Genomic DNA, 20,772 nt, shown 5'->3' with positions numbered 1-20,772 from the left:
GCGTCACAAGCCCAGTTTCCTTTCGCGGCGGATCACCGAGGCGATTGCGCAGATCGCCAATCCCGCTGTTGCAAGCATCAGCCATAGCAGCGGCATGGCGCCTGTCTCATGGGTCAGCATAGCCCCGGCAAGCGCGCTAAGAGCGGCACCGCCGCCCAGCATGATTGCACCGCTCAGGCCCGAGGCGGTTGCCGCCAGATGGGGGCGCACGGACAGCGCGCCTGAAGTGGCATTTGGAATGGTCATACCATTGCCAATTCCCACAAATGTCATCAGCCCAAAAAAGCTGAGGGCGGTGCCAAGATCGGCCAGAAACAGAATGGCCGACAGGACTACTCCAAGCGCATTCAACCAGCATCCCCAAAAGACCATTCTGTTCACACCGAACCGAACGGAATACCGTCCGCTGATGAAATTGCCGAAGAAATATCCAACTGCGGGCGCTCCGAAATAGATACCGACCTGGGCGGCGCTGAGGCCAAACAACTCCGTTCCAATGAACGGGGCGCCGCCGAGATAGGCAAAAAAGGCACCTGACGAAAACGCTGAAGATAGCGAATACCCCCAGAACCGCGGAGAACGAAGCAGTTCGGGATATTCCCGAAATTGCTGCACCAGAGACTTGCCGCTTTTGCCCGAGGTTTCGCCGAAGTCCAGAAAGGTCAGGACAAGCGTCATCGCGCCCAGTGCGAAGGGTAGCCAGAAATTGGCTTTCCAGCCGAAACTCTCTTCCAGCAGGCCGCCAATGGCCGGGCCGATCATAGGAACAACTGCCATGCCCATTGTAACGTAGCCAATCATCGAGGCTGCCTGATCCTGATCATATAGATCGCGAACAGCAGCCCGACTTAGAACCATCCCGACGACCACGACCGCCTGGCACATTCTGAAGGCCAGGAAAACCTCGGCGTTGGGGGCGTAGATGCATCCCAATGTGGCAATCAGGAACAGTGTCAAACCCCACAGCAGTACAGGTCTGCGCCCGGCTTTGTCCGCTATTGGGCCGATCAATATTTGGAGTACGGCGTTTACAAGCAGATACAGCGCAATCGATAGCTGCATGACCTTGTAGTCTGCTTCGAAATACAGGGCCATGTTTGGCAGGCTGGGAAGAAACAAATTCAAGCTCAGCGCGGATAGCCCGGACAGTAAAACAAGTGTTGAAATGGTTGGCGGCGACCGGCGCGCCGGTGAAGAACTGAACTGCATGGTTCACTCATAGGCTGTGTTTTTTGGAAAAGCCACCCAGTTCGCTGGGATGGGGCAATATTAGCAAATTAGCAATTTCCCATATGAGAGTTTTCAAAAGTTTGCAAATTTGCCGAAAAAAACTTTGGACCAGGGGCGCCTGTCTGTATGTTTAGCCAACTTTTACAGGGGATCAATGTCATGAAAGATATCCTTTCCGAGCTTGAGGACCGCCGCAACAATGCGCGGCTGGGTGGTGGGCAAAAGCGGATCGACGCGCAGCATGCGCGTGGCAAACTGACGGCGCGCGAACGGATCGAATTGCTGGTTGACGAGGGCAGCTTTGAAGAGTTCGACATGTTCGTCAGTCATCGCTGCACTGATTTTAGCATGGAAAAACAAAAACCTGCCGGCGATGGCGTGGTGACCGGGTGGGGTACGATCAACGGCCGTATGGTTTATGTGTTCAGCCAGGATTTCACTGTGTTTGGTGGGTCGCTGTCGGAAACTCATGCGCAGAAGATCTGCAAGATTATGGACATGGCGATGCAGAATGGCGCGCCGGTCATTGGCATCAACGACTCCGGGGGCGCGCGCATTCAAGAGGGCGTCGCATCGCTTGCGGGGTATGCCGAAGTCTTCCAGCGCAATGTAATGGCGTCGGGCGTGGTCCCGCAGATCAGCGTGATCATGGGGCCCTGTGCTGGAGGTGCTGTCTATAGCCCGGCGATGACGGACTTTATTTTCATGGTCAAGGACACGTCGTACATGTTTGTGACCGGCCCTGATGTGGTGAAGACCGTTACAAATGAGGTGGTCACTGCCGAGGAACTGGGCGGCGCTTCGACCCACACCAAGAAATCGTCTGTGGCGGATGGAGCCTTTGAAAACGATGTCGAGGCATTGGCCGAAGTGCGCCGTCTGGTGGATTTCCTGCCGCTCAATAACCGCGAGAAACCTCCGGTGCGCCCTTTCTTTGACGAACCTAACCGGGTCGAGGCCTCGCTGGACACGTTGGTGCCGGACAACCCGAACACGCCCTATGATATGAAGGAACTGATCACCAAAGTAGCGGATGAGGGTGATTTTTACGAAATTCAGGAAGACTACGCCAAGAATATCATAACCGGTTTCATCCGGCTTGAGGGGCAAACGGTCGGTGTTGTGGCTAACCAGCCGATGGTACTGGCCGGATGTCTGGATATTGACAGCAGCCGCAAGGCCGCAAGGTTCGTGCGGTTCTGCGACTGTTTCGAAATTCCGATCCTGACTTTGGTCGATGTTCCGGGCTTTTTGCCAGGGACGTCTCAGGAATATGGCGGCGTCATCAAGCACGGTGCGAAACTGCTGTTTGCCTATGGTGAGGCGACGGTGCCCAAAGTCACGGTGATCACCCGCAAAGCCTATGGCGGGGCCTATGACGTTATGGCGTCCAAGCACCTGCGCGGGGATTTCAACTATGCCTGGCCAACTGCTGAGATCGCGGTGATGGGTGCAAAAGGCGCTACTGAGATCATTCATCGCGCCGACTTGGGTGACGCTGAGAAAATTGCTCAGCATACTCAGGATTATGAGGATCGGTTCGCCAATCCCTTCGTTGCCGCCGAACGCGGGTTCATTGACGAAGTCATCATGCCGCAATCGACCCGCCGCCGTGTGTCCCGCGCCTTTGCCAGCTTGCGCAACAAGCAGCTGAAAAATCCGTGGAAGAAGCACGACAATATTCCGTTGTAGGGGAAATGGGCGGGTCGCACCGCCGTGCCGCATTAGGGAAATCGGGCGAAAGAGCGTCAGATGACGGTTTTGACACATAACAACATTGCGCAAGGATCAGGTGCTGCGCGTGCAACCTCGGACAGGGTAAGCGGCGCGGTACGGCTCAGCCTGTGTTGTGCCCTGTTGTTTCAGTTGGCCGAGGCAGCTCAGGCTGAAAACCTCTTACCCGTCCCTTCGGGCCAACCGGTCGAACTGCAAAACGTCATGCTCGACACCAACCCCGGAGAGCTTTGGGTGCGGTTCCGGTTCATTGCACCAAAGATCGGATCAATTGCAGGGCGCATTACTTATGATGTGGCGGTCGTGGATATGGCGCATTTGTGTGAGGTGCTTGCCGTTCCCTACGTAGCGCTCCACGAGTTGGACCCGGCGCGGGTTGTGATTTCCTTCGCTGACCAGGCACTGGAGTTCGGGGACACCACCCCGGACGTCACGCAGTTTTTCGAGGCCTACCGGCTGGAAGAGTCCCGGTGTATCTGGGAGGGGCTCTGACCATGAACGCTAGACGTCATGACCTCAGCGCGTTTTGTCCCAATATTGCACCTGCGGAGGTATGCATGGTTCTCACCCATCGGTTTTCTTTCCTTTTCAATGTCTTGCGAAGGGAGGCTAAGGTATGATCAAGCACCGTGGCTTTCCCGGCCGTCTTTCGGGGACAGATTTCCAGTTCACGATCCGGCGCGCCAACCCCAAGGGCGCGACGCCGTTGACCCGGCGCGAACGCTTTCGGGATCGCAAACCGGCTGACCGCCGGGCCGATACTGCGTTCATGCGCGCCTTGCTTGAGAATTTCTGGGATCAACCGTTCGAGCGCGGCAATCTGGACGCCGGGCGGCTTAGCTGGCTGTTCGGGCGCGAGGTGATTGCAGCCGAGGATCCGTTTGATCCGGCCAGCTATGATGCGTTGCTTGTGATTGATCTGGATGTGGTGCGTCAGTCCTTTCCCGACCTGATCGACGGGGCGGGCTGAGCGTGACTTGTACGGCACACCATATGGATGCGCATGGGTTTGACCATGCGACCCCGCCCCAGATAGGGCGGGGCCATAAGGGGGTGTCAGAAGTTCAGCTGCGCCGCAAGCTGGATCCGATTGCCGTCAAAGGTACGGCCCGTATTAACGTCGTTTCGCTCGCCATAGATGTACTCGGCGCTCAGCGTCAGACTGTCCGTCGCCTTGTAGAAGGCGTTGACGTGGATCGTTTCCAGTTCGGTAAACGACAGTGTTCCGGTCGAGGTCGGCAGGTCATAGTCTTCCCGACCGTAGGCAATGCCAACATTCCACTTCGGAGTGATGTCTTGTCGGAGTTCGACGGTATAGCCATCGACATCGTTTGCCTGGCCGTTAACGATCGGGTCTCCAAGGCCAATCAGGTAGGGCCCCAGAGCCTCACCGTTGACGTAGTTGACCTGAAACAGGCCACCGCTCCAGGGCCGGACCGAACCGGACAGGGTGAAACCGGTCTGGTCGACCTCGACAGTGCCGGATTGGGCTTTGCCGTACAGGGCGGAAGCGCGGGCCAGATAGGTGCCGTCGTTATATTCGACAGAGCCCGTCAAAACCGGGTCGTTCGAGTTGGATCCGCCGACATTTTCCTCGACCGAGACTGCGAATGTCGTGTTGTCGGCAAAACTGTTCGTAAAGCGGACCTGAGGCACCCGAGCAAAGGGGATGCCGACCGGTCCGTTGAACTCAACCGTGGTCGGGTAGGAATCCAATGGCATGAAGTTCGTCCAATACTGACCGATCAGCCAGGCGTCGCCGATGGTGATGTTGGCGTGGCGCAGGCGCAACTCGGCGGTGCCGTTGGACGCGAACAGGTCCAGTTCAAGCTGGCCGCCGATATCACCAAGCGCCGAGGGCGTGTTGGTCCTGAGGCCAATGCGGGACTGGCGAACGGTTGCCCCGAATGTGCCATCGGTCTCGGCCGAGGGTTCGCCGATCACGTTCACGAAGGCCGTGTCGCCCTGATCGTATTCGAAGTCGTAGAAGAAGTCGGCCTTGATGTATCCGTAGACATCAAGCGTGGTGCTGCCGATTTTCAAATCACCGGTTCCCGATCCGGGGTTGGCGGCTTCCAGAGCTTCGACTCTGGCGCGCAGAGCATCCAGCTCGGCCTGCGTCTGCGCATCCTGTGCAGTGGCTTGCGCTGCAGTCACGCAAAGCGCGCCGGCAGTCAGCAGGCAAGCGGTTTTACACCTTGTTTTCATGGGATTAAGTCCTTGTGTGCGAGTGTGCATCAACACCGTTCCACGCAAGCGAAAGGGATGGAAATCACTAACCCGGGAGAAAACCGCCGAAATTTCTCAAGCGATCGTGTTGCCAGGCGCGCGCTACATCACGCCCGGGTGACACAGGCGCGTAAACGTCCGCGCCGCAGTCAAACTTTTCGCTGTGTCCGTGCCGCCCCGCGTGAGGAAAGGCTGCGGCTTCAGCGACCATCCCTCCGGTTTTGTAACGGCAATGTGACGGTGATCGGGGGCAGTGACTTCCAATCCGCAGATGGACGTTTCGGCGCAAATTTGCGCGCGGAGTTTCGCGATTGGCGGGTTTCAGCCGGAATCCGCCGGGGAATTAATGTCCGGTTGGCGGCCAATTTGGGAACGGGCAAGGTGAAAGGGCCGTGCGGCTCTGTTTTGCCTGCGTCGCACATGCACCTACTATTCCGTACCCCTTCCTTCCGCGGGCAGGCTTGTGTTCCCCACATTGTCCTGCTCGCGTTTTTCTTTGGCCCACGCCCGGGCCTTGAAAGGCAAAAATCTGCGCAAATCGCCGAATTACGTGGCTTGTTATTGCATAACAAAGCTGAAATCGGGCTACTGCCTCCAAAGTCAGCAAGAAACCAGAAGGGGCAGAAAACATGCGAATCCCAAGACTTATCTGCGTATTGGCGACCTGTGCCGGGCTTGCAGCCTGCGGCGATACCACGGGTGAGCAAGCCTTGTTGGGCGGCGGTGCAGGCGCTGTCGGCGCGGCGGTCCTCAGCGCGGACCCGTTGTTCGGCGCGGCCGTTGGGGCGGCGGGCAACGTGCTGTATTGCAAGACGCAGAACAACTGTAACTAACACATACTTTTCGGGGTGTTCAGCACCTCGGCCGTCATCACGCATCACGCCGTTGCGGGGCTTTGGTCCCGCGGCGGCGTTTTTGCGTTTTCAGAACATCAAGACAGAGGACGTTCCATGTTCAACAAGATCCTGATCGCCAACCGGGGCGAAATCGCCTGCCGGGTCATCAAGACCGCGCGCAAGATGGGTATCGGCACCGTCGCCATCTATTCGGACGCGGACAGGAATGCTCTGCATGTGTCTATGGCGGATGAGGCGGTTCATATCGGCCCACCACCTGCCAACCAATCTTATATCGTGATTGACAAGGTTATGGACGCCATTCGCCAAAGCGGCGCGCAGGCGGTGCATCCCGGCTATGGCTTCCTGTCAGAAAACGCCAAATTCGCCGAAGCGCTTGAGGCCGAGGGCGTGGCCTTTGTCGGCCCGCCGAAAGGTGCGATCGAGGCGATGGGGGACAAGATCACCTCGAAGAAGATCGCGCAGGATGCGGGTGTTTCGACTGTCCCTGGGTATATGGGCCTGATCGAGGATGCGGACGAGGCGGTTAAAATCTCGAACGACATTGGCTACCCCGTCATGATCAAGGCCAGCGCTGGGGGCGGTGGCAAGGGCATGCGGATTGCCTGGAACGATGAAGAAGCGCGCGAGGGGTTCCAATCGTCCAAGAACGAGGCAGCGAACTCGTTCGGCGATGACCGGATTTTCATCGAGAAATTCGTGACCCAGCCGCGTCACATCGAAATTCAGGTTCTCTGTGACAGCCATGGCAACGGTATCTACCTGGGTGAGCGTGAATGCTCGATCCAGCGCCGCAACCAGAAAGTGGTGGAAGAGGCACCATCGCCGTTTCTTGATCCAGAAACCCGCAGGGCGATGGGGGAACAGGCCGTCGCGCTGGCCAAGGCTGTGGACTATGCTAGTGCGGGGACTGTGGAGTTCATCGTGGATGGCAACAAGAACTTCTATTTCCTGGAAATGAACACCCGCCTGCAGGTGGAACACCCGGTGACAGAACTGATCACCGGCGTCGATCTGGTGGAACAGATGATCCGCGTGGCTGCTGGTGAGAAACTGACCATCACGCAGGATGATGTGACCTTGAACGGCTGGGCGATAGAAAACCGTCTGTATGCCGAAGATCCGTATCGCAATTTCCTGCCCTCGATCGGTCGTCTGACCCGCTATCGCCCGCCACAGGAAATTGCGGCCGGACCGATGCTGGTGAACGGTAAATGGCAGGGAGATGCACCAGAGGGCGACGCAGCTGTGCGCAACGATACCGGGGTTTATGAGGGCGGTGAGATCAGCATGTATTATGACCCGATGATCGCCAAGCTCTGCACTTGGGCCCCGACGCGCGCGCAGGCGATTGAGGCGATGCGCGTCGCCTTGGATAGTTTTGAGGTCGAAGGTATTGGCCACAACCTGCCGTTCTTGTCGGCTGTTATGGATCATCCAAAATTCGTCAGCGGTGATATGACCACGGCCTTTATTGCCGAAGAATATCCGGACGGATTTGAAGGCGTGGAACTGCCCGAAGACGATCTGCGCCGCATCGCGGCCTCCTGCGCGGCGATGCATCGCGTGGCCGAGATACGCCGCTCTCGCGTGTCGGGTCGCATGGACAACCACGAACGCAAGGTTGGCATAGATTGGGTTGTTACTTTCGGCGGAGAGATTCCGTGGCCTCTCAAAGTTATCGCTGATCAGGAAGGGGCAACAATCGAGTTCGAGGATGGTCAGGAAATGAGGGTTGCGGGCGATTGGACCCCCGGCGATCAGCTTGCGACAATGATGGTCGATGGCACTCCGCTGGTCATGAAAGTGGGTAAGGTCGCTGGGGGATTCCGCGTCCGGCACCGGGGTGCGGACCTAAAGGTGCATGTGCGCACCCCGCGTCAGGCCGAACTGGCCAAGCTGATGCCGGAAAAGCTGCCGCCGGATACTTCGAAGATGCTTCTCTGCCCGATGCCCGGCCTGATTGTGAAGATCAATGTCGAAGTGGGTCAAGAGGTGCAGGAAGGTCAGGCGTTGTGCACCGTCGAGGCCATGAAAATGGAAAACATCCTGCGGGCCGAGAAGAAAGGCGTCGTTGCCAAGATCAATGCGGGGGCAGGTGACAGCCTGGCCGTGGATGATGTGATCATCGAGTTTGATTGACGATGAGCCTGTCTGCGCCATATCCCCAAAAGCCCCGGGTGGTCAGCGCCGGGGCAATTGAGAATGGCAAGAACGTTCAACCGCCTTCGCGCCGCTCGCGGATTTCGCGTTCACGCAGGGGAGTTTTGTCGATGGATCGACCGATTTCACGAACACTCCACGGGCTGGGCTTGCGCAGTTTGACCACGCCGTCCTTGTCAACGAACACCATCTGGAAGCCGCGCGGTCTCAGCTGCGACCGTATAGGAGACCGTGCGGAAGGATCGGTGTCGGTCAGAACGATGACATCCCGATCACGCATCGCGTCTTCGCCTTCGATCAGCATGTCGACCTGTTGTTGGAAACGCGGGTCGGCGGGCGTGTCCGCAAAGACGATAATAGGGCGGTTGACCCACAAGAATTCGCTGAGATCGCTTTCGCCAACGGGCCGGACGAAACTGTCATCAGCCGGTGCTGAGCCGTCCGCGGCCAGCGCAGCCAACGGGAATAGTGCCGAGAAAACAAGGGCAAGCGTGCGTGTCATATGGCCTCCTGTTCCATCGAATATAGCCCCTGTTCGCGGGAATGCGACCGCTGGAATGCAGGTGGGCTTCAAAAAAACGTATATACACGACTATTTGGTGGGTTAGGCGCATGGAAGTTATCTTGCATTTTGGTGCCCATCGCTGTGCCACCACCAGCTTTCAGGAATACATGCGCCGAAACGCCCCTGCACTGGCAGAGCAGGGTATCGCGTTCTGGGGCCCGGAAACCGTCAGGGATACCGATCTGCGCGCGCTCAAGGCCATGACGGCTGACTCTCATGCGACCCTCCAGCGGGAACTGGACCGGTGTGAGGCGCAGGGCGTCAAACAGCTACTGGTCAGCGAGGAAAACTTCCTGGGCATGATGCAGCAGAACCTGAACAAAGGCGAATTGTACCCCGAGGCGGGCCTGCGGGCCCGGCTGGTGGCCAACGCATTTGGCGGGCGCGTTACGGGAATTGCGCTGAATATCAGGGCTTTGAACACCTATTGGTCGTCGGTGGCGGGCTACGCGGTGCGAAACAAAAAGCACTTCGGGGACAATGTGCGCTGGGCAAAAATTGCAAAGCACGACCGCAGTTGGCGCGAGGTGATAAGCGAACTGGCCGGCGCGTTTCCGGGTCTGCCTTTGCGTGTTTTGCCATTCGAAGAATTCGCCGGGCATTCGGATACACAGCTTGAAAGACTGGTGCATTGCACAGCGCCGCAGCAGGCGTCCGGACTATGGCTCAGCAGGGATAATGACGATGAACCGCAAGTGTCCAACAGCGTGCAGGAGCTGAAGCTGATGGCGAAGTTTGCGGATGATTTGACCTGGCTGGCATCGGGAGCCGACGGGTTGGCTCGGCTTTGTCTGCTTGAGGAAACAGAGCGCGGCGACACGGCGCCCGCGTAAGAACGTATGGACGAGAGGAACATGAAATGACCGACACGAAGGACTGGAAAGCGCTGGCTGAGAAAGAGCTGCGCGGTCGTCCGTTGGATGATCTGACCAAGGAAACGCTGGAAGGCATCGACGTCAAACCTCTGTATACACAGGAAGATACCGCCGACCTGCCGCATATGGGAACCCTGCCCGGCTTTGGCCCGTTCACACGTGGGGTGAAAGCGACGATGTATGCCGGGCGTCCGTGGACAATCCGGCAGTATGCGGGATTTTCAACGGCGGAGGAGTCGAACGCGTTCTACCGCCGCAATCTGGCCGCCGGTCAGCAAGGGGTGTCGGTGGCTTTCGATCTGGCCACGCACCGCGGGTATGACAGTGATCATCCGCGTGTGGTTGGTGACGTTGGAAAGGCTGGCGTGGCGATAGACAGCGTCGAAGATATGAAAATCCTGTTTGATGGTATCCCGTTGGATAAGGTCTCGGTTTCGATGACCATGAACGGTGCAGTTGTCCCGATTCTGGCAAGCTTTATCGTTGCGGGTGAAGAACAGGGGCATGACAAATCCGTGCTGTCCGGCACCATTCAGAATGACATTCTGAAAGAGTTCATGGTGCGAAACACCTATATCTATCCGCCTGAGCCGTCGATGCGGATCATCTCGGACATCATCGAATACACTTCGAACGAGATGCCCAAGTTCAACTCGATTTCGATCTCGGGCTATCACATGCAAGAGGCGGGGGCGAACCTGGTGCAGGAACTGGCCTATACGCTGGCGGATGGTCGTGAATATGTCCGTGCTGCGACAGAGGCCGGGATGGATGTGGACAAGTTTGCGGGGCGTCTGTCGTTCTTCTTTGCTATCGGCATGAACTTCTTCATGGAAATCGCCAAGCTTCGTGCGGCCCGTACGCTGTGGCACCGTGTGATGACCGATTTTGGTGCGAAATCCGAGCGGTCAAAGATGCTGCGCACCCACTGTCAGACCTCGGGCGTCAGCTTGCAGGAACAAGACCCCTACAACAACGTGATCCGCACCGCCTATGAGGCGATGAGCGCGGTATTGGGTGGTACTCAGTCGCTGCACACCAACGCTCTGGACGAGGCAATCGCATTGCCCACTGATTTCTCGGCCCGGATTGCGCGGAACACGCAGTTGGTGTTGCAGGAAGAGACCGGTGTGACCGATGTGGTCGATCCTCTGGCGGGATCTTACTATGTTGAAAGCCTGACCAATGAGCTTGTTGAAAAGGCCTGGGCCTTGATGGAAGAGGTCGAGGAAATGGGCGGCATGACCAAAGCCGTCGCCTCGGGCATGCCCAAGTTGCGGATCGAGGAAAGCGCCGCCCGCCGTCAGGCGATGATCGACCGCGGCGAAGAAGTCATCGTTGGCGTCAACAAGTACCGAAAGGAACAGGAAGACCCGATCGATATTCTCGACGTCGACAACGTCGCCGTGCGCGAAGCGCAGGTCGCGCGGTTGGAGCGCATTCGTGCGACCCGGGATGAGGCCGCGTGCCAACAGGCACTGGACGCTCTGACGAATACAGCCCGTGAGGGTGGCAACCTGCTGGCGGCTGCTGTCGAGGCCGCCCGCGCCCGTGCATCCGTAGGAGAGATCAGCATGGCAATGGAAAAAGAATTCGGCCGCCACCGCGCCGAGGTGAAAACGCTGGCCGGTGTCTATGGGGCCGCGTACGAAGGTGACGAAGGTTTCGCCGCGATCCAGAAATCCATCGAAGGTTTTGCTGAGGTCGAAGGTCGCCGCCCGCGTCTGCTTGTGGTTAAGATGGGGCAGGACGGGCATGACCGCGGCGCCAAGGTCATCGCCACCGCTTTTGCCGATATCGGCTTTGACGTGGACGTAGGACCTTTGTTTCAGACCCCAGCCGAAGCGGCGCAGGATGCGGTCGATAATGATGTTCATGTCATTGGCATCTCGTCGCAGGCGGCAGGTCACAAAACATTGGCACCGCAACTGGTGGAAGAACTGAAGAAGGCTGGGGCCGAAGACATCATTGTGATTTGCGGCGGGGTGATCCCGCAGCAGGATTATCAATTCCTCTATGATCATGGCGTAAAGGCAATTTTCGGGCCCGGAACAAATATTCCCGAGGCGGCGCAGGATATCCTGCGCCTGATCGGTGAGGCCCGAACCTGATGGCAGGATACTTTTGGGGGATAAGATTATCCGCCGAAAAAATACTGTGATACACGGTTTTCGACGACGACATTGCCAACGAAGCCAGCGCCTTGTCGCGCTGTCTTTTCCACAGGAGCTTATGCATGGAACTGGACCACATCGCGGTATCCGGCGAAACGCTTGAAGAGGCCGCTGCACATGTCGAACAGGCTCTGGGCGTCTCTTTGCAACCGGGTGGCAAACATGCCAGGTTTGGAACGCACAATCGGTTGCTGGGGCTGGAGGACGGTCTGTATCTGGAAGCCATCGCGGTCGATCCAGAAGCGCCCGGGCCAGATATGCCGCGCTGGTTTGATCTGGACCGGTTCCAGGGCAGCGCACGCCTGACCAATTGGATTTGCCGTGTTCCGGACATTGAATCCGCTACAATGCCCGGCGGTCCTGTTGCGCCCATCGATCTGGATCGGGGTGCGTTGCGCTGGCGTATGGCGGTCCCACCGTCTGGGCGTTTGCCTTTCGACAACCTTTACCCGGCTCTGATCCAATGGCAGGGGGATCTGCACCCTGCTGCGATGCTGCAAGCCAGCGGATGCAAACTGCGCCGGTTGGTGGTGTATCACCCGGACGCGCTGGAGCTTGCACGGCTTCTTGGGTCTTTGGAACTTGTAGCGTTTGATACCGGTCCTGCATCTTTGCGGGCCGAGATTGACACGCCGCATGGGCTTCGCGTGCTTGAATGATCATCCGCCCGGCGACACCTGCGGACGTTGACGCAATCGTGTCAATCACCAATGAGGTCATTCAAGACACGCTGGTTACATTTACGACCGAGCTTCGAACCCCTGCCGGGATTGCCGCCGATATCAAGGGCCGCTCAGGGCATTATCTGGTCGCGGAATTACGCGATCAGGTTGTGGGTTTCGCCACATTTGGGCCGTTCCGGGCGGGGCCGGGCTATGCCAAGACTTGCGAACATACGATTCAGCTGTCACCCGATGCGCGGGGGCAGGGCGTGGGCAAGGCGCTGATGAAGGCGCTGGAAAATGTGGCACGTGACAATGGCGTTCATGTTCTGGTCGCCGGAATATCTTCGGCCAATCCCGCTGCGATCGCCTTTCACGCCGCCTTGGGTTTTGCCGAGGTTGGCCGGATGCCCGAGGTAGGCCGGAAGTGGGATCAGTGGCTTGATCTGGTGTTGATGCAAAAAATACTTACCCCGCAGTGACATGTCGCACCTGACACTTGTCGTCGGGCGCGTTAGGGTGCGCCCATGTCGATCTGGACCCGTATATCCGACGCGCTGAGCGCGCTTGCGCAGGGCGAAAGCCTGACCGCTGTTTTCGAAAAGCTACGCACGCCACCTGAACGGTCTGTTGCCTTTGCGATTGCCGTGATTGCGCTTGGGGCGAAGATGGCCAAAGCCGACGGGCAAGTCACTCGGGACGAGGTGACGGCCTTTCGAGAGGTCTTTCAGATTGCCCGTGAAGACGAAGATGGCGCGGCCCGCGTTTTTGACATGGCTCGCACGGATGTGGCTGGGTATCAGGACTACGCCAAGAAAATCGCGCGGATGTTTGCCGAGGACAGCACGACGCTGTGCGACCTGATGGAAGGGCTGTTCCATATCGCAATGGCGGATGGGTTCTATCACCCAAATGAAAATGAATTCCTGGAACAGGTCAGCCGTATTTTTGGCCAGACCGACGCGCAGTTCATGGCCTTGCGCGCGCGCTTTGTGCCAGATGCACCAAACGATCCTTACACGGTGTTGGGCGTGCCGCGCGATATGCCCATACCAGAGATCCGCAAGATTTGGCGGCAATTGGTCCGAGAGACCCACCCCGACGCGATGATGGCCCGGGGCGTACCCGAAGAAGCCGTACGGCTTGCGGAAAAGAAGATGATCGATATCAATCGCGCCTGGGACGAAATCAACGGCGCGAAGGTTTAGATCGTTGCGGCTGGCGACCTACAATATTGAATGGTTCGCCAACCTGTTTGATCATAACGACACGCTGATCGTCGATGACAGTTGGTCTGGCCGCCATGATGTGACCAAGGCACAGCAGGTCGAAGCAATTGCGAAGGTTCTGACGGCTGTTGATGCCGATGCAATACTGATTGTCGAAGCGCCCAACACCGGAAAATCGCAGAACACAGTGCGTGCCTTGCAACGCTTTGCCGACGCTTTCGATCTGCGGACGGCACGCGCGATCATGGGTTTCCCCAATGACACCCATCAGGAACTCGGGTTGCTCTACGATCCCGAAATTCTGCACGCACGCCACGATCCGGTAGGAGAGCCCGCGACCGAAACCGGCAGCCCTGATGCCCCTCGATTTGATAGCGTGTTTCGAATCGATCTGGATGTGGATGCAACCGAAGATCTGGTGCGGTTTTCGAAACCTCCCATGGAACTGGTCATAGAGCCAACGGATGGCACGCCGTTTCGTTTGATCGGTTCGCATTTGAAATCAAAGGCCCCGCATGGCGCCGAGTCACGGGACGAGGCGATCCGCATCTCGATTGCCAATCGACGCAAGCAGTTGGCGCAGGCAATTTGGCTGGCTCAACGCGTCGAAGGCCATCTTGCTCAGGGCGATCCGGTCATTTTGCTTGGAGACTTGAATGATGGCCCCGGGCTGGACGAGTTCGAACATTTGTTCGGTCGATCTTCGGTGGAAATTCTGCTGGAGGCTGGCCTCTATGACCCTCATGCTGCGCGGGCCTACGGGCCACGACCCGGGTCGGTTCCGTCCACAGCGCGGTTCGCCCGCCCGGACGAAGGTCGCTATCTGGAGGCTTTGCTGGATTATATCATGATCAGCGATGATCTGCGCGACCGGCAGCCCGACTGGCGTATCTGGCATCCGTTTCGGGATGCGGCCTGTTGGGGTAACCCTGACCTTCGCGATGCGTTGCTAACCGCATCGGATCATTTTCCGGTGACGTTGGACATCGCGCTGTGACCTTTCAAGCATCACCTTCATCGCCTATATCTTGAGTATGAGACGTTATCTGACGATCTGCGCGGTCTGCATTGCCTGGGCCCTTCCCGTGACTGCTCAGGAAGAGGACAGTCAATCCCTGATGGAGCAGGGGGCCGAGCTGTTTTTCGAAGGCCTTCGGCAGGAGATGGAGCCAGCGCTGAGCGAAATTCTGGGCCTTGCGGACCAGTTAGGCCCGGCCATGCAGTCCTTCGTTCAAGAAATGGGGCCAGCCTTGGCCGAGTTGGCAGCCAAGATCGAGGATTGGAGCGCTTATGAAGCGCCCGAATTGTTGCCCAACGGAGACATCATCATCCGTAAGAAACCGCAAGATGACCTGGAAGAAGCGCCTGCGCTGCCAGAGCCCTCAGATGGATTGACTGATATCTGAAACAGCTTAACCCCGCATGATCACACGGCATTCGGATTTCAGCGCGTTGGCAAGGGAATTGAAACGCGCCACGGCGACTTCGTTATAAAGCGGCGTTGCGGCTTTGGGTAGGATCAGTTCCAGCTCACGCTTTTTGGGGAAGTAGCGCAACTTGCCCATCGCGGCGTCGCTCTGCATCCAAAGCATGGCACCAAAACGCATGGCTTTGCCCAGTATTTCAGCCTGTTTCTGGCCCTGTTCATCCAGCAGTTCATAGAGCTGTGTAAACCGGTTGCCTTCCCGCTTGTTTCGATATCTGTGCTGCAACGCCAGCCCGATAAAAACGCGTTCCGAATGCTTCAAGCCGCTCATGTTCGCGCGGGTCACGGTTTCAAAGCAAACCTCGGCCCGATAATCGGGATGCGCGCGCCAGCTGACGTCGTGCAGCAGGCAAGCCGCCTTGATCAACCGCACCTTCTGCGGCGGCGCCGAACGAAACAGCGGCATGACGAAATCGAACAGGTGCTTACCGAACCCCGGAAGGCGGGCATCCTTGGCTTCTGCAAAGCGGCTGGCTTCGATCAATGGGTCCCTGTCGCGCAGGTTCTGCGACATTTGCTGATACAGCAAGCCTTCGCGGATACCATAGCTGGAGATCGCAATATCCTTGGGTTTGAAGGTGCGGATCAGCCGCGCCAGAACGTCCATCGCATATGGGATCAACGCCATGCGCGAACTGGATACACCCGCCTGGCTGCGCAGTTTTTCCGGGTCGTTCTTTTCGATGAACTTGATAGTTTCCCGCACCTGTTTATGCGTCATGCGATATTCGTGCAGCACATTCAGCGGATAGCCGCGGCGCAGCATGTCCAATCGGGCAAAGGCCCGCCAACTGCCACCGACCAGAAACAAACGATCCCGCTGAGGACCCATCTGATCGCGCATCTCTTCAAGGGTTGTCTTGATATGGGCCTTGCGGGCACGGCGGCCGCCTTTGATGTCACGCAGCTTAAGCGGACCCAGCGGAGACGTCATCCTGCGCCCAACTTCTCCGCCGCCGATCTCGGCCAACTCAACAGATGAGCCACCGATATCACAGATAAGCCCATAGGCGCCGGGCCATCCCAGCAACACGCCCTGCGCGGACAGGCGTGCCTCTTCCCGGCCGTCGACTACATTGATCGTCAGGCCCGTTTTGGTCATGACCTCTTCGCAGAAATCAGGGCCGTCTTCAGCTTCGCGTACGGCGGCGGTTGCAACGGCATGCAGGGCAGGCAGGCCAAGATCCTTTGCCAGATGCTGGAACCGCTGCAAAGCTGCCAGCGCACGCACGCGACCCTTTGGGTTCAGCCGTCCGGTTTCGGACAGGCCCGCGCCCAGCTCACACATCACCTTTTCGTTGTAAAAATAAGCCGGAGACCGGGCCGCCCCGTCAAAGATGACCATCCTGACCGAGTTCGACCCCACATCCACAACACCCACCCGCGACAATGCTCGGGCATCCGGGTCGTCGAACAGGGGCTTTCCAAACGGTCCATAATCCGGAGTATCGATCTTGGCGGTCTGTTCCATAAGTTCCCCAGCAGTTCCGGTGACAGGATGCGAAATCGTCACTGTTCGGTCAATCACCCGTCTGCGCCCATATTCAGGACGCGTACTGCCAACGATCGGGTAATGTCACGTTTTTCGCTGAGTGCCAGATTGTCCAGCTGTTCAACCACATGCGCCGCAGTTTCAAAGCTGCGCTCCATGTGTTTGACCAGATAAGCGATCACTTCCGGGCCGGGGTTGAGCTGTCGGTCAGTAAACAGTTTCGCAAGCACGGCCCCCAGCAAGGCATCGTCGGGGCTGTCCAGCGCCACGTGATGTGCGCCTTCAACCCGGCTTTGCAAATCGGCAAGCGGCAGGTGCCATTGCCTGGGCGCGGCACGTCCGGTCATCAATAGGGCGTGCCCCTCGGCCAGTGTGAGATTATGCAGATGAAACAGGGTTTTCTGCTGCTCGGCATCCGACGCGATCAGTGGCACATCTTCAACAGCGATCGGGGTGCGGGCCAGGTCCGGTACGTCCTCGTGCCGCAAGGCAGAGGCTTGAACAATCCGCCCTCCGGTTTCTGCGGCCCAGACATGGGCCAGATGCGTCTTGCCGGACCCGGCAGGCCCGCTGAGCACCAGCTTATTGCCGGGCCATGATGTGGCCGAGATCATCGCAACGGCTAACGCATTTGCGGGCGAGACAAAGAAATCCTCACGCCCCAGCGCAGTTTTGGAGGGCAAATCGAAACTCAGTTGAGTGGCCATTTACTGGTCGTCCTGCTCCAACGCGTCGCGACCGGTATAAAGGCGACTGCTCAGATACTGGTCGGTCGCAAAGCGGGCGAGTACGCCCAAAGCGGCCGCAACCGGAACCGCGATCAGCATGCCGACAAAACCAAACAGCGCGCCAAAAACGGACAGTGCCAGCAGCAACCAGACGGGGTGCAGACCGACTGAACTGCCAACCAGTTTAGGAGTCAGGAAGTTCCCCTCGGTCACCTGTCCGAGCGCGAATATACCTGCGACCAGTCCGATCTGAGTCCAATCGCCCCAAAACTGAAACAGGGCCAGACCGATGGCCAGCGTGCCCCCGATCAGCGCCCCCAGATAGGGGATGAAAGTGACCAGCCCGGCGATGAAGCCGACGATAAGGCCGAACTGCAGGCCAACGATCATCAGGGCAATGGCGTAGTAGGTGCCCAGGATCAGGCAGACGGTACCCATGCCCCGCACAAAAGATGCAAGCACCGCGTCGATCTCACCCGCCAGACGTTTGATTGTGGGCGCATGGTCGCGCGGCAAAAGCTCACCAATGCGTGTGATCATCCGGTCCCAGTCCATCAGCAGGTAGACCGCAACGACGGGGACAATGACCAACAGCACCACCACGTTGATTGCGGAACCCAGCGAGGTCAGAACGGTTTGCAGTACATCCCCGGTTTTGGATTTCAGCGTCTCGCCGAATGAGACGAGCATCTGGTGCGTGTTGGATTCGCTATCCAGCAGCGACGGGAACTGTTTCTCAATAAAGGCGCGTAATTGTTTGAAAAGACTGGGGAGAGTGTCCACCAAATCCAGCAACTGAGTTATCAGCGCGGGCACGACCATCAGGATCATCAGAACGAAACTGAGCACTCCGACCACCGTGATGATCCCCGTCGCGGCCATTCGGGACAAGCCCAGCTTCTCCAATCGATCCGCCACCGGATCAAGGAAATACGCAATCGCGCCGCCAATGACAAAGGGCAACAGCACGTCGCCCAGCAGATACAACACCAGCACGAATATCGCAGCCGCGATGCCCCAATATCTCAGCTGATCCCTCACCGGCAACGCCATGGCGCATCCCTTTTTGCGGCCTTTTGTAGTGTTCTTGGCGTATGACACGCTGCGATGCAAGCGGTTCATGCCGCACGGGTTTGTGGCGGATCGATTGGGCGCAGGGCACATTTTGGTGTGTCCTCGGCCGCGACTGCACCAGTCACAGATGGCGGTTGATGCAGGGCCGCCCGGTGCAGGACCGCAATTATTGCATTGCCCGATTGCCCCCGGCGGGGCTTTGGCATAAGCACCTTTGAAGTCGAATTTCACCTTCAAAGGTCCACCCATGCGCCTCAGTCGTTACTTTCTGCCCGTTCTCAAGGAAAACCCCTCAGAGGCTCAGATCGTCAGCCACCGGCTGATGCTGCGTGCCGGGATGATCAAGCAGGCCGCCGCCGGTATTTATTCCTGGTTGCCGTTGGGCTTCAAAGTCCTGCGCAAGCTGGAAAACATCGTGCATGAGGAACAGGCGCGCGCAGGCCATATCGCGATCCAGATGCCGATCCTGCAATCGGCGGACCTGTGGCGTGAGTCTGGTCGCTACGACGACTACGGTCAGGAAATGCTGCGGATGCAGGACCGCCATGGCCGCGACATGCTGTATACGCCGACGGCCGAGGAACTGGTGACCGATATCTTCCGAGGCCACGTCAACAGTTATAAAGACCTGCCGCTGACTTTGTACCAAATCCAGTGGAAGTTCCGCGACGAAATCCGCCCGCGCTTTGGCGTGATGCGGGGGCGCGAATTCTACATGAAGGACGGCTACAATTTCGACCTGACGAAGGAAGACGCGCTGCACGCCTATAACCGCCATCTGGTCAGCTATTTGCGCACCTACGAGCGCATGGGCCTGCAAGCGATTCCGATGCGCGCTGATTCCGGCCCCATTGGCGGCGACTACACGCATGAGTTCCTGGTTCTGGCCGATACCGGCGAATCCGAGGTGTTCTATGACAGCGCCGTCACCGACCTGACCTTTGGCGACCGCGATATCGACTATGACAATCGTGATCAATGTCAGGCGATCATGGACGAGTTCACCTCGAAATACGCGCGGACCGATGAGACCCATGACGAAGCGGTATTCAATCAGGTGCCAGAGGAACGTCGCCGCGTGGCGCGCGGGATCGAAGTGGGGCAGATCTTCTATTTCGGTACGAACTATTCGGAAGCCATGGGCGCAACCGTTCAGGGCCCCGATGGCAAACCGGTTCCGGTCCATATGGGCAGTCACGGTATTGGCGTCAGCCGTCTGATCGGCGCGATCATCGAGGCGAGCCATGACGACAAAGGCATCATCTGGCCCGAGGGCGTGACCCCGTTTCACTGCGGTATCGTGAATCTGAAGCAGGGCGATGAAGAGGCGGATGCGGCCTGTGAGAAAATCTACGCGGCACTGACAGCGTTGGGGCTGGAACCGCTCTATGATGATCGCAATGAAAGGGCCGGGGGCAAATTTGCCACCATGGACCTGATCGGCCTGCCGTGGCGGATCACCGTTGGTCCCCGCGGCCTGAAAAACGGTGTCGTCGAATTGACCAGCCGTCGCACGGGCGAAAGCGAAGAACTGAGCCCAGAGGCCGCCGTCACCAAGATCGCAGAAATCTACGAACAGATCGCCTGATCCGGCGGGCTGTTCCGTAGTTTCCTAAGTGGCGCCCGGTGTTGGCCGAACGGCCAGCACGTCACCATCGGCCTGACTGCCGCGCGCGACAACAATCGGGCGGCCCATGCGCCGGACCAGATCCCGAAACTCAAGCCCCAGAAAGCGCAGTCCGCAGACACGCTCGTCCGTTATGCGATCCGTGATGCATAACCGGCCTTTGCGGAAAGCAAGGCGATAGCCTTTTTCTTTCAGGATGTCTGCCAGGTTCGACCAACTCGCCGCGCTGGCGAAGATCGGGCGGAGTGCGGCGCGCAACAAAGCAGCGCTTTCGCAATCCAGTTCAGTTGAAGCCGTGCGGTTCGTGGGTTGATCCGCAGTAACCATGTCACCTTTTAAAAACATGAGCGTCTCCCGCTCTGAAAATGTGTTCCCCCAAATGCTAGGGTGTCAAAGTTTCCTAAATTAAGCAAAAAGCGAAATAAAATTGCTACGTAAATGTTGCATTTTGAATTCAGTTTCACTGTTTGCATTCACATTGGCTTCATAGCCGAAACAATAGGCCGTTGTCTGTGAACAGCGCCACAGTTTTTGGTTTAGCCAATCCCGCCTGAAACCATTTTAGGATGATCATCCTTAAGTTTCAGGTTCAGCGATTCTCTGTCCCTGCAGTGGCAAGCCAGAAGCTTCGGGCTGCGACGGGTCAC

The 20,772-nt window shown here is 57.9% G+C and carries 20 protein-coding genes; 13 read left to right on the top strand and 7 right to left on the bottom strand.

Translation table 11 applies throughout. From position 1 onward, the window contains the following. Positions 1–3: 3 nt before the first annotated feature. Positions 4–1,209: a multidrug effflux MFS transporter gene (locus ACP0GE_RS06380; protein WP_424831152.1), complete on the bottom strand. Its 1,206-nt coding sequence runs from the start codon at positions 1,207–1,209 to the stop codon at positions 4–6. Between the two features lie 180 nt (positions 1,210–1,389). On the opposite strand from ACP0GE_RS06380, the gene ACP0GE_RS06375 reads away from it, so the two are divergent. The 3 genes from ACP0GE_RS06375 (at position 1,390) to ACP0GE_RS06365 (ending at position 3,934) form a co-directional block, all read left to right on the top strand. After that, positions 1,390–2,922: an acyl-CoA carboxylase subunit beta gene (locus ACP0GE_RS06375; RefSeq protein ID WP_424831151.1), complete on the top strand. Its 1,533-nt coding sequence runs from the start codon at positions 1,390–1,392 to the stop codon at positions 2,920–2,922. Between the two features lie 60 nt (positions 2,923–2,982). Beyond that, a complete protein-coding gene (locus ACP0GE_RS06370; protein WP_424831150.1) occupies positions 2,983–3,456 on the top strand; it encodes a DUF6497 family protein in 474 nt (157 codons plus the stop codon). A gap of 124 nt (positions 3,457–3,580) precedes the next feature. Further along, positions 3,581–3,934 (top strand): hypothetical protein, encoded by a 354-nt coding sequence (locus ACP0GE_RS06365; protein ID WP_424831149.1) that lies wholly within the window; start codon positions 3,581–3,583, stop codon positions 3,932–3,934. A gap of 86 nt (positions 3,935–4,020) precedes the next feature. On the opposite strand, the gene ACP0GE_RS06360 is transcribed toward ACP0GE_RS06365, so the two are convergent. Further along, a complete protein-coding gene (locus ACP0GE_RS06360) occupies positions 4,021–5,172 on the bottom strand; it encodes a DcaP family trimeric outer membrane transporter (RefSeq protein WP_424831148.1) in 1,152 nt (383 codons plus the stop codon). Positions 5,173–5,822: 650 nt separating this feature from the next. On the opposite strand from ACP0GE_RS06360, the gene ACP0GE_RS06355 reads away from it, so the two are divergent. Together ACP0GE_RS06355 and ACP0GE_RS06350 are read left to right on the top strand one after the other, a co-directional pair. Continuing rightward, a complete protein-coding gene (locus ACP0GE_RS06355; RefSeq protein WP_424831147.1) occupies positions 5,823–6,026 on the top strand; it encodes a hypothetical protein in 204 nt (67 codons plus the stop codon). A 117-nt stretch (positions 6,027–6,143) separates the two neighbouring features. Next, positions 6,144–8,192 (top strand): acetyl-CoA carboxylase biotin carboxylase subunit, encoded by a 2,049-nt coding sequence (locus ACP0GE_RS06350; RefSeq protein WP_424831146.1) that lies wholly within the window; start codon positions 6,144–6,146, stop codon positions 8,190–8,192. 76 nt (positions 8,193–8,268) lie between these two features. Here ACP0GE_RS06350 and ACP0GE_RS06345 read toward each other — a convergent pair whose 3' ends face one another. Next, positions 8,269–8,715 (bottom strand): DUF4174 domain-containing protein, encoded by a 447-nt coding sequence (locus tag ACP0GE_RS06345; protein ID WP_424831145.1) that lies wholly within the window; start codon positions 8,713–8,715, stop codon positions 8,269–8,271. Positions 8,716–8,825: 110 nt separating this feature from the next. Here ACP0GE_RS06345 and ACP0GE_RS06340 point away from each other — a divergent pair, with 110 nt between their 5' ends. The 7 genes from ACP0GE_RS06340 to ACP0GE_RS06310 all read left to right on the top strand — a co-directional run bounded on the left by ACP0GE_RS06340 (position 8,826) and on the right by ACP0GE_RS06310 (position 15,124). Then, positions 8,826–9,611 (top strand): hypothetical protein, encoded by a 786-nt coding sequence (locus tag ACP0GE_RS06340; RefSeq protein WP_424831144.1) that lies wholly within the window; start codon positions 8,826–8,828, stop codon positions 9,609–9,611. Between the two features lie 26 nt (positions 9,612–9,637). Then, positions 9,638–11,764, top strand: coding sequence for a methylmalonyl-CoA mutase (gene scpA, locus ACP0GE_RS06335; RefSeq protein WP_424831143.1), 2,127 nt, complete (start codon positions 9,638–9,640; stop codon positions 11,762–11,764). Between the two features lie 125 nt (positions 11,765–11,889). Next, positions 11,890–12,486 (top strand): VOC family protein, encoded by a 597-nt coding sequence (locus ACP0GE_RS06330; protein ID WP_424831142.1) that lies wholly within the window; start codon positions 11,890–11,892, stop codon positions 12,484–12,486. Beyond that, positions 12,483–12,971 (top strand): N-acetyltransferase family protein, encoded by a 489-nt coding sequence (locus ACP0GE_RS06325; protein WP_424831141.1) that lies wholly within the window; start codon positions 12,483–12,485, stop codon positions 12,969–12,971. Before ACP0GE_RS06330 ends, ACP0GE_RS06325 begins: the two co-directional genes overlap by 4 nt. Positions 12,972–13,016: 45 nt before the next feature. Further along, complete coding sequence (locus ACP0GE_RS06320; protein WP_424831140.1) at positions 13,017–13,697, top strand: TerB family tellurite resistance protein; 681 nt, start codon at positions 13,017–13,019, stop codon at positions 13,695–13,697. 4 nt (positions 13,698–13,701) lie between these two features. After that, a complete protein-coding gene (locus ACP0GE_RS06315; protein WP_424831139.1) occupies positions 13,702–14,715 on the top strand; it encodes an endonuclease/exonuclease/phosphatase family protein in 1,014 nt (337 codons plus the stop codon). A 37-nt stretch (positions 14,716–14,752) separates the two neighbouring features. Continuing rightward, entirely contained in the window at positions 14,753–15,124 is a 372-nt protein-coding gene (locus tag ACP0GE_RS06310) for a hypothetical protein (RefSeq protein WP_424831138.1), read from the top strand. A gap of 6 nt (positions 15,125–15,130) precedes the next feature. Here ACP0GE_RS06310 and ACP0GE_RS06305 read toward each other — a convergent pair whose 3' ends face one another. The 3 genes from ACP0GE_RS06305 to ACP0GE_RS06295 are packed head-to-tail and all read right to left on the bottom strand — an operon-like array spanning position 15,131 to position 18,477. Further along, positions 15,131–16,675 carry a Ppx/GppA family phosphatase gene (locus ACP0GE_RS06305; protein WP_424831137.1) on the bottom strand — a complete coding sequence of 515 codons (1,545 nt, stop codon included), beginning with the start codon at positions 16,673–16,675 and terminating at the stop codon, positions 15,131–15,133. A gap of 53 nt (positions 16,676–16,728) precedes the next feature. Then, positions 16,729–17,403 carry an HdaA/DnaA family protein gene (locus tag ACP0GE_RS06300; protein ID WP_424831136.1) on the bottom strand — a complete coding sequence of 225 codons (675 nt, stop codon included), beginning with the start codon at positions 17,401–17,403 and terminating at the stop codon, positions 16,729–16,731. Beyond that, positions 17,404–18,477, bottom strand: a complete 1,074-nt coding sequence (locus tag ACP0GE_RS06295; protein ID WP_424831135.1) for an AI-2E family transporter — start codon at positions 18,475–18,477, stop codon at positions 17,404–17,406. A gap of 268 nt (positions 18,478–18,745) precedes the next feature. On the opposite strand from ACP0GE_RS06295, the gene proS reads away from it, so the two are divergent. After that, positions 18,746–20,086 carry a proline--tRNA ligase gene (gene proS / locus ACP0GE_RS06290; protein ID WP_424831134.1) on the top strand — a complete coding sequence of 447 codons (1,341 nt, stop codon included), beginning with the start codon at positions 18,746–18,748 and terminating at the stop codon, positions 20,084–20,086. A gap of 24 nt (positions 20,087–20,110) precedes the next feature. On the opposite strand, the gene ACP0GE_RS06285 is transcribed toward proS, so the two are convergent. Next, positions 20,111–20,470 (bottom strand): hypothetical protein, encoded by a 360-nt coding sequence (locus ACP0GE_RS06285; protein ID WP_424831133.1) that lies wholly within the window; start codon positions 20,468–20,470, stop codon positions 20,111–20,113. Between the last annotated feature and the right edge of the window lie 302 nt (positions 20,471–20,772).

Source organism: Ruegeria sp., assembly GCF_965243365.1.
GTDB lineage: Bacteria > Pseudomonadota > Alphaproteobacteria > Rhodobacterales > Rhodobacteraceae > Ruegeria.
Note: the sequence above shows the minus strand (reverse complement) of the source record. Positions and strands in the feature narration are given on the sequence as shown.